Source organism: Flavobacterium dankookense (assembly GCF_004362665.1).
Taxonomy (GTDB): Bacteria; Bacteroidota; Bacteroidia; order Flavobacteriales; family Flavobacteriaceae; genus Flavobacterium; species Flavobacterium dankookense.
On record NZ_SNXR01000014.1, the window covers coordinates 39,923 to 52,066 of the forward strand.

The 12,144-nt window shown below is 33.8% G+C and carries 8 protein-coding genes and 1 riboswitch; of the genes, 2 read left to right on the forward strand and 6 right to left on the reverse strand.

The window, feature by feature from the left end:
• Positions 1-78: 78 nt before the first annotated feature.
• From metF to BC748_RS08750, 6 genes are all read right to left on the reverse strand, one after another.
• Positions 79-1,035 carry a methylenetetrahydrofolate reductase [NAD(P)H] gene (gene metF, locus BC748_RS08730; RefSeq protein WP_133533109.1) on the reverse strand — a complete coding sequence of 319 codons (957 nt, stop codon included), beginning with the start codon at positions 1,033-1,035 and terminating at the stop codon, positions 79-81.
• Positions 1,036-1,118: 83 nt separating this feature from the next.
• The gene (gene metH, locus BC748_RS08735; RefSeq protein WP_246014027.1) at positions 1,119-3,794 is read right to left on the reverse strand and encodes a methionine synthase; all 2,676 of its coding nucleotides are present in this window, start codon (positions 3,792-3,794) and stop codon (positions 1,119-1,121) included.
• 69 nt (positions 3,795-3,863) lie between these two features.
• The gene (locus BC748_RS14310) at positions 3,864-4,856 is read right to left on the reverse strand and encodes a homocysteine S-methyltransferase family protein (RefSeq protein ID WP_246014028.1); all 993 of its coding nucleotides are present in this window, start codon (positions 4,854-4,856) and stop codon (positions 3,864-3,866) included.
• Between the two features lie 66 nt (positions 4,857-4,922).
• Positions 4,923-5,046: riboswitch (SAM riboswitch) on the reverse strand.
• A 123-nt stretch (positions 5,047-5,169) separates the two neighbouring features.
• Entirely contained in the window at positions 5,170-6,270 is a 1,101-nt protein-coding gene (locus BC748_RS08740) for a homoserine dehydrogenase family protein (RefSeq protein ID WP_133533110.1), read from the reverse strand.
• On the reverse strand, positions 6,257-7,252 hold the full coding sequence (locus BC748_RS08745; protein ID WP_133533111.1) for an alpha/beta fold hydrolase: 996 nt from the start codon (positions 7,250-7,252) through the stop codon (positions 6,257-6,259). The genes BC748_RS08740 and BC748_RS08745 overlap by 14 nt, the downstream gene beginning before the upstream one ends.
• A 105-nt stretch (positions 7,253-7,357) precedes the next feature.
• On the reverse strand, positions 7,358-8,653 hold the full coding sequence (locus BC748_RS08750; protein ID WP_133533112.1) for an O-acetylhomoserine aminocarboxypropyltransferase/cysteine synthase family protein: 1,296 nt from the start codon (positions 8,651-8,653) through the stop codon (positions 7,358-7,360).
• A gap of 777 nt (positions 8,654-9,430) precedes the next feature.
• Here BC748_RS08750 and metK point away from each other — a divergent pair.
• Together metK and BC748_RS08760 are read left to right on the forward strand one after the other, a co-directional pair.
• Positions 9,431-10,681, forward strand: coding sequence for a methionine adenosyltransferase (gene metK, locus BC748_RS08755; RefSeq protein WP_133533113.1), 1,251 nt, complete (start codon positions 9,431-9,433; stop codon positions 10,679-10,681).
• 84 nt (positions 10,682-10,765) lie between these two features.
• Positions 10,766-12,121 (forward strand): hypothetical protein, encoded by a 1,356-nt coding sequence (locus tag BC748_RS08760; protein ID WP_133533114.1) that lies wholly within the window; start codon positions 10,766-10,768, stop codon positions 12,119-12,121.
• The last annotated feature ends 23 nt before the right edge of the window (positions 12,122-12,144 follow it).

Sequence of the window (12,144 nt, forward strand, 5' to 3'; positions counted from 1 at the left end):
ATAATTTAAAACGTATTTTTTGGTACAAATAAAAGGAAAAAAATGAACAAAACTATAATAGTCACACAAATTAGATTATTAAAATACTTCTTTAGCAATCGCTTTGATATTCTCCGCTTTTCCCATAGAATAATAATGTAAAACCGGAATTCCAGCTGCAACTAATTCTTTACTTTGAGCAATACACCATTCAATTCCTATTTGTTTTACAGCGTCGTTATCTTTTGCTTTTACAACTTCCATAATTAAATCGTCTGGAATTTCAAGTGAAAAACGATGAGGAATTAAATTCAGTTGTTTCTTAGTAGCTAGAGGTTTCAAACCTGGAATAATTGGAACTGTAATTCCTGCTGCACGGCATTTGGCAACGTAATCAAAATATTTTTTATTGTCAAAAAACATCTGTGTAATAATATAATCGGCACCATTTTTTATTTTTTGTTTCAAGAAATGAATGTCACTGTCTAAACTTGGTGCTTCCATGTGTTTTTCTGGATAACCTGCAACTCCAATACAAAAATTGGTTTCAGCTGAGTTTTTCAAGTCTTCGTCTAAATAAATTCCTTTATTCAAATTATTGATTTGCAAAACTAAATCGGTCGCATATTCATTTCCTTCTTTCTCAGGCTTAAAATAGGTTTCATTTTTCAATGCATCACCACGAAGTGCTACAACATTATCAATTCCTAAGAAATCCAAATCAATTAATAAATTCTCGGTATCTTCTTTTGTAAATCCACCACAAAGAATGTGAGGAATAGCATCTACTTCGTATTTATTTTGAATTCCGGCGCAAATACCAACCGTTCCTGGACGTTTTTTTACAATTTTCTTTTGCAACAAACCGCTTGGCAATTCCTTAAATTCGTATTCCTCACGATGATACGTCACGTCAATAAATGGCGGATTGAATTCCATCAACGGATCAATACTGTCAAAAATTGACTGAATGTTTTGTCCTTTCAATGGCGGAAGAATTTCAAAAGAAAATAATGGTTTTCCGTCGGCGTTTTCTATGTGCTGTGTTACTTTCATAATTTTTAGTTGTCTGTTGTCCGTTATCTGTTATCTGTTTCCAAAAGAACTGAAAACTGAGAACTGAGAACTGACAACTGTTTTTAATCTGCTATATTCGGCGAAAGCCATTTGGTTGCCATTTCAGTAGAAATTCCTCTACGCTTGGCGTAATCTATTACCTGATCTTCTTTAATTTTCCCGAGTCCAAAATACTTGCTTTGTGGATTGGCAAAATAATATCCCGAAACGGAACTTGCTGGCCACATTGCCATGCTTTCGGTAAGCTTCACTCCTATTTCTTGTTCTACATTTAGTAATTTCCAAATAGTTGGTTTTTCTAAATGGTCTGGACAAGCCGGATAACCTGGCGCAGGACGAATTCCAATATATTCCTCAGAGATTAAATCCTGATTAGTTAAATTTTCATCTGAAGCGTAACCCCAAATTTCTTTACGAACTTTTAAATGCAAATATTCAGCAAAGGCTTCCGCAAATCGATCTCCGAGTGCTTTAATTAAAATCGAATTATAATCGTCTAATTGTTTTTCGAATTCGGCTGCTTTTTCATCTACACCAAAACCTGTTGTTACACAAAAACATCCTATGTAATCTTGTTTACCGCTATCTTTTGGAGCAATAAAATCGGCTAATGCTATATTTGGTGCGCCAGCTGTCTTTTGGGATTGTTGTCTTAAAGTTAAAAAAGTTATTGGTTGTCGGTTATCGGTTATCAGTTCGATATCATCATCATTGATGGCATTTGCTGGAAAAATTCCGAGAATTCCTTTGGCAGTTAACCATTTTTCTGAAACAATTTTTTGCAACATTTCTTGCGCGTCGGCAAATAAGTTGGTGGCTTGTTCGCCTACAATTTCATCGGTTAATATTGCAGGATATTTTCCGTACAATTCCCATGAGTTAAAAAATGGTGTCCAATCGATAAAATCGACCAATTCAGAAAGTTCAACTTCAACGGTTTTTGTTCCTATGAAATTTGGTTTTACTGGTGTGGAATTATCCCAATCTAATTTTAATTTGTTCTTTCTAGCTTCTTCAATCGAATGGAAATTTTTATCACGACTTCTGTTCAAATAACCATCACGCAACTTGTCGTATTCTTCACGAATGGCTTTTACGTAACCTTCTTTGGTTTCGGATTGCAATAAATTACTTGCTACCGTTACGGCACGCGAAGCATCGTTTACGTGAACTACAGTTTCTTTATATTCTGGTGCAATTTTCACGGCTGTGTGTGCACGAGAAGTTGTTGCGCCTCCAATCATAATTGGAATTTTGATGTTTAATTTGTCTAATTCTTTTGCCAAATAAACCATTTCGTCTAATGATGGAGTGATTAATCCGCTTAGTCCTATAATATCTACGTTATGCTCAATTGCTGCTTGAATAATTTTTTCTGGCGGAACCATAACTCCCAAATCGATGATTTCGAAATTATTACAACCCAAAACTACAGCTACAATATTTTTACCAATATCATGAACATCGCCTTTTACGGTTGCCATCAATACTTTCCCTGCCGATGATGATTTTCCTTGTTTTTGAGCTTCGATAAATGGTAAAAGATACGCCACTGCTTTTTTCATGACACGAGCTGACTTCACCACTTGTGGCAAAAACATTTTTCCGCTTCCGAATAAATCGCCAACGACATTCATTCCTGCCATTAAGTTTACTTCTATAACTTCTATGGCTTTCGCCGAATTTACTCTCGCTTCTTCGACATCAATTTCGATAAATTCGTCAATTCCTTTTACTAATGAATGTGTCAATCGTTCTTGAACCGAACCGTTTCGCCATTCGGCAATTGCTTTTTCGTTTACTTTATAATCGCCTTTGAAGGTTTCTGCTAAATCCAAAAGTCGTTCGGTTGCATCTTCTCTCCTATTTAAAAGTACATCTTCAACGTGTTCTAAAAGTGTTTTGTCAATTTCATCATAAATCTCAAGCATTTCAGGATTTACAATTCCCATAGTCATTCCGTTTTGAATGGCATGGTATAAAAACGCCGAATGCATCGCTTCACGAACGGTATCATTTCCTCGAAACGAAAACGAAACGTTACTTACACCACCAGAAATATTGGCATAAGGAAGATTTTCACGTATCCATTTTGTGGCTCTAAAAAAATCTAAAGCGTTTAATTTGTGTTCGTCCATTCCGGTTGCTACTGGAAAGATATTTGGATCAAAAATGATATCTTGAGCTGGAAAACCCACTTCGTTTACAAGAATATCATAACTTCTTTTGCAAATTTCAATTCGTCTTTCATAGGTATCGGCTTGACCATCTTCATCGAATGCCATCACGATTACTGCAGCGCCATATCGTTTAATTAATTTGGCATGATGGATAAAAGCATCTTTTCCTTCTTTTAGTGAAATGGAATTGACAACGGCTTTTCCTTGCACAACTTTCAACCCAGCTTCGATGATTTCCCATTTGGAACTATCAATCATTACTGGAACTCGAGCAATATCGGGTTCGGCAGCAATTAGGTTTAGGAATTTGGTCATGGCATACACACCGTCGAGCATTCCTTCGTCCATATTGACGTCTATTATTTGTGCGCCGCCTTCGACTTGATTTCTAGCGATTTCAAGTGCTTCTTCGTATTTCTCTTCTTTAATTAATCGAAGAAATTTACGCGAACCAGTAACATTGGTACGTTCGCCAACATTCACGAAAATAGATTGTTCGGTGATGAAAAGTGGTTCTAGACCTGAAAGTTGTAAATTTATTTTGTTTGTTCTTGACATTATTTTATGCTGACTTAATTCAGTATCATTTATTTTTTTAACCGCTAATTTCACAAATTTTCACAAATTTTAAATTGCTGCTGATTCTGATTTTCTTGGTTTGAATTGTGCTGCGACTTCTGCAATTGCTTTGATGTGTTCTGGTGTTGTGCCACAACAACCACCAATTATATTGATTAAATTATCTCGCAAATACTCTTTTATTAAAACTTGCATTTCTGCTGGCGTTTGGTCGTATTGACCGAATGCATTTGGCAATCCTGCATTTGGATGCGCCGAAATATTTAGTTGTGTATTGTGTGCTAATCTTTTTAAATAGGGTTTTAATTGGTCAGCTCCAAGTGCACAATTAAATCCAATACTTAATAATGGAATGTGTTGAATTGAAATTAAAAACGCTTCTACCGTTTGTCCAGAAAGTGTTCTTCCTGAAGCATCCGTAATTGTTCCAGAAACCATCACAGGAATATCTAAATTTCGTTCTTCTTTTACTTCTTCGATAGCGAAAAGTGCTGCTTTGGCATTTAAAGTATCAAATATTGTTTCTACTAAAAGCACATCGCAACCTCCATCAATTAAGGCTTCGACTTGTTGTCTGTAGGCAATTCGTAATTCGTCAAACGTTACTGCGCGGAAACCTGGATCGTTTACATCTGGTGACATTGACGCTGTTCGGTTTGTTGGTCCAATTGAACCAGCAACAAAACGTGGTTTGTCTGTGAATTCGTCGGCAACTTCTCGAGCGATTTTGGCTGATTCGTAGTTGAGTTCATAAACCAAATCTTCAAGATGATAATCTGCCATTCCGATGGTTGTTCCAGAAAAGGTATTGGTTTCTACAATATCGGCTCCAGCTTGAAAATACAAACGGTGAACTTGTTTTACGGCTTCGGGTTGTGTGATGGAAAGCAAATCGTTGTTTCCTTTTAATGGATGTGGAAAATCTTTGAAACGCTCGCCACGGAAATCTTCTTCGGAGAAATTATTGCGTTGCAGCATTGTTCCCATTGCTCCATCTAGAACTAATATACGATTTTGAATTGCTTCTTGAATAATCGACATAATTTTTGTAAATTTTTAAATTATGTTATCAAGAAAATAGAAAAATTTCTCTTGGTTATCTGTTCTTTATTAATCTGCTTTAACAGATGCTGAAAAAAATTCAGCATAAAGATAGAATGTAGCACCTTTTCTAGTTGATAGGTTGCTAAGCTTTCGTTGAGTCTAATCTCTCCAGCTTTCGTGATAACAATCAATATGTTTATGAACAGTGCAAAGTAATGGTATAGAAATTTATTTTGCAAGTGTTTGTGAAAAATAAAAACCTACAACGATATAGTGTTGCAGGTTTTTGTGGTTGGAGTTGGTCATGAAATTATTGAAATACAGTTTCTTTTATTTTTATTTTGTCAGTAATTTTTAGAATATCGGTCAGCACGCCTCGAGCAGTTACTTCTTTTCCTGCACCTGCACCTTGAACAACAATTGGGATTTCACCATAGGATTTTGTATAGATTTCGATTAAATTATCGGCTCCTTTTAGCTGACCTAAAGCGGTTGATTTTGGCACAGAAACGAGTTTGACTTCAAGTTTTTGGGTTATTACATCGAGTTCTCCAACATAGCGAAGAACGTGATTTTCGGCTTGTGTGATTTTGGCAATATTAAATGGTTTATCGAACAGCGTTTTGTTGATTGCGTATTGTGCTTTGGAATGTTTTTCATTTAATTCTAGCAGCAAAAGTGTGGCGATTTTGATGTCGGAAAACTCGAATTTTTGTTCGATTTCTCGTGCTAGAATTAATAATTTTCGAGCTACATCGTTTCCTGATAAGTCTTCGCGCGAGTCGGGTTCGGTGTATCCATTTTTTTCGGCATCGATTAAAATTTTTGAAAAAGGCGTTTGCTCGGAAGAAAATCTGTTAAAGATATAACTTAATGAACCTGAGAAAACACCACGAATTTTGGTGATTTTTTCTCCTGAAAAATGCAAATCTTTAATGGTTTGAACTACTGGCAAACCTGCTCCAACATTGGTTTCGTATAGAAATGTTTTGTCGAAGTTTTTTAGATTTCTTCTTAATTCGTTGTAAAAATCGAGGTGTAATGTGTTGGCTTTTTTGTTGGCAGCAACAATATTAAATCCGTTTTGAATTAACGGAATGTAGCTTTTTATTATTTCGGAACTTGCTGTAGCATCCACAGCGATTAGGTTTTCGAGATTTTGCTCTTGCACATAATCAATAATATCTTCTATTCTGAACGGAATTGCCGATTGGGCAAAGTTGGCTTCCCATTGATTTTTTACGCCTTCTTTTTCGAAGAAAGCTAGTGTTGAATTAGTAATTATTGGGAAACGCAAATCGATATTTCTTTTTTCTAGGAAGAATTTTTGGCTTTCTATGACTTGGTTTATTAAAGTGCTTCCGACATTTCCGATGCCGAAAAGGATGACATTTATTCTAAGCGTTGACATAATTTTGTTGTTTTTGTTTGTTAAAAATAGGTTCTAAAATTTGGGCTAATTGATTGAATTCAATTAAAAATGCATCGTGACCATGAATGGAATTTATTTCGCTGTAAAAAACATTTTCCTTGACTGATTTTAAATTTTGATAGGTTTCTCGGTTTTCGTCAGCAGTGAAAAAATAATCGGTATTGACCGAAACGATTTGAATATTGGTTGGAATTTCCTTGATTATAGACAAAAAATCTTTTCTGCCGCGAGTAATGTCATTGGTTTTTAGCAAATGGTTCATCAGTTTGTAAGCCGATAATCTAAAACGATTTTTGAGTTTGATGCCGTGATTGATTAACCAATTTTCTATGTGAAAAATCTCGTTTGTTTTTTTTCTTTGAAATCGCAGATTGATGGATTTTGGCGTTCGATATAACAGCATTGCGTGTAATCGTGCATCGGCAATAGGATCATCGGAATTATTTAGAATTTGATCTTGAATTAAGACATTGGCAATAACCCAATCGGTGGCTTTCCAATCGGTGGCAATTGGAATTAGATTTTGAATTTTGTTTGGTTCTAAAATCGTCATTTCCCAAGCAATTGCACCGCCAAGACTTCCGCCGATTACGGCAAAGACATTTGAAATTTGAAGAAAATCTAAACCTTTCCAGAAGATTTTGGCCATATCACGAAGGGTGAAATAACGATAATCTGAAATTAGATTTCCAAAGTTTTCATCATATCCGTTTCCTGGAATGTTGAAAGCAAGAATGGTAAAATGATTGGTGTCGATGATTTTATTTTCGCCAATCAAATCGTTCCACCAACCGTTTTCTCCCGTAACATTAGAATTTCCTGTCAAAGCATGATTTACAACCACAACTGGAGCAGTTCCAATAGGTTGACCGAAAGTTTGATAGAACAACGGAAGGTAAGGTTTCTGTTTTCCGATTTCTAAATCAAAATTAAAGAGGTCGATTTTTTCTAACTTTTTCATTTTTTTTATTTTTAAGCAATTCTTCCCTTTTTTTTAAAAGATTGCCTTCAACCAGATGATTGAAGACAATCTTAAACAAACAAACAAAACCTAAATCAATAACTTTTATACGATAACCTGAGGTGATTTTACTTTTGAAAATGCCGCTTTCAAATCGGTTTTCAAATCGTCGATGTCTTCTAAACCAACTGAAAGACGGATTAAATCTTTGGAAACTCCTGTTGTTTCTTGTTCTACATCTGATAATTGTTGGTGTGTGGTACTTGCTGGATGAATTATCAATGATTTTGTATCACCAATATTGGCTAAAAGCGAGAATAATTTGGTTTCATCAGCTACTTTTTTCGCCGCATCAAAACCGCCTTTTAATCCAAAAGTTACAATGCCGCTTTTTCCTTGTGGCAAATATTTATCAGCTAAATCTTTGTATTTCGAAGTTGCTAAACCGGGATAATTTACCCAAGCCACTTCTTCTTGAGATTGCAACCATTGCGCTAAAGCCAAAGCATTTTCGGAATGTTTTTTAATTCTGATTTCTAAAGTTTCCAATCCTTGAATAGTTTGAAAAGCGTTAAACGGACTTAAAGCTGCACCAAAATCGCGCAAACCTTCAATTCTTACTTTGGCAATAAATGATGCTGCGCCAAGTGCTTCGTAGTATTTCAAGCCATGATATCCAGCTGAAGGTTCTGTGAATTCTGGGAATTTTCCATTGCTCCAGTCGAAGTTTCCAGCGTCGATGATAACGCCACCAAGTGATGTTCCGTTTCCTGTGATGTACTTGGTAAGTGAGTGAATAACGATGTCTGCACCATAATTAATTGGGTTTAACAAATAAGGCGTTGCCACAGTATTGTCTACAATAAAAGGTACTTTAAACGCTTTTGCTTCTTTAGAAATGGCTTCTAAATCGAGTACGTCAAGTTTTGGATTTCCTAGACTTTCTACAAAATACGCTCTTGTATTTTCTTGCGATGCTTTTGTGAAATTTTCAGGATTTAAAGGATCAACAAATGTTGTTGTGATGCCTAATCGTGGTAAAGTTACTTTTAGTAAATTGTATGTTCCGCCATACAAACTGTTAGATGCAACGATGTGATCGCCAGCTTTTAATAAAGTTAAAAATGTGGTTGCAATGGCAGCTGTTCCTGATGCGGTAACGACTGCGCCAATTCCACCTTCTAACTTTGCTAGACGTTGTTCTAGAATGTCGTTGGTTGGATTGTTTAATCTTGTGTAGATAAATCCAGCTTCGGCAAGTCCAAAAAGATTGGCTGCGTGGTCTGAATTGTTAAAAACATACGATGATGTTTGATAAATTGGGACAGCTCTAGTTCCTGCGTTTTTAGTAACATCGTGTCCTGCGTGAAGTGCGTTTGTTGAAAATTTTTGTGTACTCATTTTTTTAGAATTTTAGATTATTATTATTTTTTTAATAAACACTTCGACTTTAGTTTATATTGAGCTTAGTCGAAATACCAGTGTGACAAACATTATTGAATAAAAAAAGTCCTTTTGGATGGCTACCAAAAGGACTTTTAAAATATAGATATAACTACGATTAAGTCTTATGCTTTTGGCAACAGGGAATATAAATGCAACACATCATCATGCGCATCATTTTGTTCATCATCATATTTTTCCCTACTGTTATCATTTTTATATTTTTAAAGTAAAGTATGTTTTTACTAGTATTTAATTTTTTGAGCTTTATCTAAAATTTGGAATAAAAAAACCTCTGCGTTTTGCAGAGGTTTCATTTGGATATATTTTAAAAATTTAAAATTATGCAATAGAAGTTCTCTGCGGAAGTTTCCACATCATACAACACATATTGCAAATCGTTAAAATCATTTTTTCTTTGTTTTTGATGAAGCAAACTTCTGAACTATTTTTGAATTAACCAAATCGAAAATGAAAATTTAACATTTAAAAATTTTGATTATATATTTAAATACTACGTATTTAGATTTTTGAAAATAGCGTTAAAAAAATAAAAAAAGTAAAATTGATTTTTCTATTCGAAATAGTCTTTATACATTTGCACCCGAAATAAGAGGAAAAATTTGAACTGATTGCAACCTCGTTAAAAAATGCTAAAGCAGAAATTCTTCTTTAGTATTTTCTTTCGATTTTCGTTTTCCTCCCAAAATTTAATTTTAAAAATAAATTATAACTATGGCTTATTTATTTACATCAGAGTCTGTGAGTGAAGGACATCCTGATAAAGTAGCAGATCAAATTTCAGACGCGTTAATTGATAATTTTTTAGCATTTGATGCAGAATCAAAAGTTGCTTGCGAAACTTTAGTTACAACCGGTCAAGTAATTTTGGCTGGTGAAGTAAAATCAAACACCTATCTTGATGTTCAATCAATTGCTAGAGAAGTAATTAGAAAAATTGGTTACACAAAAAGCGAATACATGTTTGAAGCTAACTCATGTGGTGTTTTATCTGCTATTCACGAACAATCTGCTGATATTAATCAAGGTGTTGATAGAGCAAGCAAAGAAGAACAAGGTGCTGGAGATCAAGGAATGATGTTTGGTTATGCAACAAATGAAACTGAAAATTATATGCCTTTGGCATTGGATTTATCTCATGCTTTGTTAATTGAATTAGCAAACTTAAGAAGAGAGAATTCTGAAATTACTTATTTACGTCCAGATGCAAAATCGCAAGTAACTTTAGAGTATTCTGACGATAACAAACCTCAACGAATTGATGCCATTGTAATTTCTACTCAACATGATGATTTTGCTCCAGAAGCAGAAATGTTGGCTAAAATCAAATCGGATTTGGTTGGAATTTTAATTCCTAGAATTAAAGCAAAATATCCACAATACGCTCATTTATTTAATGACCAAATTACATATCACATTAACCCGACAGGGAAGTTTGTAATTGGTGGACCACACGGAGATACTGGTTTAACTGGTAGAAAAATTATTGTGGATACTTATGGTGGAAAAGGCGCTCATGGTGGTGGTGCATTTTCTGGAAAAGATCCAAGTAAAGTGGATCGTTCAGCAGCATATGCAACACGCCATATTGCTAAAAACTTAGTTGCAGCAGGTTTATGTGATGAAATTTTAGTTCAGGTTTCGTATGCTATTGGAGTTGCAAAACCAACTTCAATTAATGTTGTTACTTATGGAACTTCAAAAGTAAACTTAACTGACGGAGAAATCAGCAAAAAAGTAGAAGCTATCTTCGATATGCGTCCTTATTTTATAGAACAACGTTTAAAATTGAGAAATCCAATTTACAGCGAAACTGCTGCCTATGGACATATGGGAAGAAAGCCAGAAACGGTTACAAAAACTTTCAATTCACCAAATGGAGAAAATAAAACAGTAACTGTTGAATTATTTACTTGGGAAAAATTAGATTATGTTGACCAAGTAAAAGCAGCATTTGGAATTTAAATTTATACTTTTTTCAAAAAAGCATCTACAAAAAACCACTCTTAGAAGTGGTTTTTTTTATTACTTTAGTTTAAAATTTGACAAATGACATTTATAAAAAAACTTGAAGAAAGTTTAAAATTAAATCAAAACTATTTGTTTTTACTCGCAATTTTTAATGGTACCATTGTGATGAATTTTCACAAATTGATTTATAAAAACCCATTAATCATGTTGGGTTTGTTGACTTTTTTAATCATTACTATTATTGATTATAAAAAATGGTGGTCAGTCATTTTTAATTCTTTTATCGCCATTTCATCACTTGTCCTTGTGTTTCCTAGAATAGGCAATCATTCTACATTTTTATTGGTAATTTCTATTTTATTAGTCAGTTGGATTTTTTTAAAATGGATTAAATTCAAAGTAAAAATTGAAGCCAATTTTATTTCTTATTTATTCCGAATTGCAACCTTTAGTATTTATTTCTATTCAGGATTTCATAAACTCAATACCGATTTTTTTAACCCTTGTGTTAGTTGTGTTAATGAAATTAATGAATATACGATTTCAAATATTTTAAACTCTGACTTTAAAATTAGTAGTTCACTTTCTCGAACTTTTCAGTTTATTGCCATTATTTTAGAAATGATTGTTCCGTTTGGACTTCTTTCTGTCAAGACAAGAAAATATACTGTTCTAGCACTTTTACTATTTCATGGCTATTTATCGCTTTCCGTTTTTGCAGATTTTAGTGCTTTGGCTTTATTTTTATTGATAGGTTGTATTCATGATTTTGAGGGAAAAGAAATTCCAAAACAAGTGATTAACTATTTAAAATTCTATTTGACATTTCTAATTTTAGCTGTGCTTTGTCTTGGTTTATTGAAATATTCAGCTATCATCGTTTACAAACATCGTTTTATTCAAGGAGTCATTTTTGCAATTGGTTACCTTACGTTTGGATTGATTTATTTAAAAAACAATAAACCCAAAGAATTTTTGTTCAAAAAAAACTATACAATTCCGTTAATCATTACTTTTTTACTACTCAGTTTTTGGACATTGAAAACCTACATTGGATTAGGAAATGCTGGAAACCTGACTATGTTCAGTAATTTAGTGACGGAAAAAGAACTCAACAATCACTACTTAATTGACACCAAAAAAACCAAGCTTTTTGATTTTGAAGAAGACTACGTTTATATCATCTCTATGAATAATCCATTCGTTAGAGAAAAATATGATGGTTATAAAATTCCAGTAGCTGAATTTCGTTTTCTAGTGAATTATTGGGCAAAAAAATTTGACAAACCTATTGCTTGTAAGCTTATTTATAAAGGTAAACAATATAATTTTGACGACCTTAGAACTTCAGAATTTAAGAATTCAAAAAAATACTATAAGTATTTAAATTTTAGAAAAATACAAACAAAATCACCCAACGAATGTAGATGGTAATCAAACAAAAAGCCAGTTCAATT

Bases quoted from the DNA above. Each gene is read 5' to 3' on its own strand.
- metK (WP_133533113.1), top strand. From the start codon at position 9,431: ATGGCTTATTTATTTACATCAGAGTCTGTGAGTGAAGGACATCCTGAT.
- BC748_RS08750 (WP_133533112.1), bottom strand. From the start codon at position 8,653: ATGAGTACACAAAAATTTTCAACAAACGCACTTCACGCAGGACACGAT.
- BC748_RS08760 (WP_133533114.1), top strand. From the start codon at position 10,766: ATGACATTTATAAAAAAACTTGAAGAAAGTTTAAAATTAAATCAAAAC.
- BC748_RS08740 (WP_133533110.1), bottom strand. From the start codon at position 6,270: ATGTCAACGCTTAGAATAAATGTCATCCTTTTCGGCATCGGAAATGTC.
- metF (WP_133533109.1), bottom strand. From the start codon at position 1,035: ATGAAAGTAACACAGCACATAGAAAACGCCGACGGAAAACCATTATTT.
- metH (WP_246014027.1), bottom strand. From the start codon at position 3,794: ATGTCAAGAACAAACAAAATAAATTTACAACTTTCAGGTCTAGAACCA.
- BC748_RS14310 (WP_246014028.1), bottom strand. From the start codon at position 4,856: ATGTCGATTATTCAAGAAGCAATTCAAAATCGTATATTAGTTCTAGAT.
- BC748_RS08745 (WP_133533111.1), bottom strand. From the start codon at position 7,252: ATGAAAAAGTTAGAAAAAATCGACCTCTTTAATTTTGATTTAGAAATC.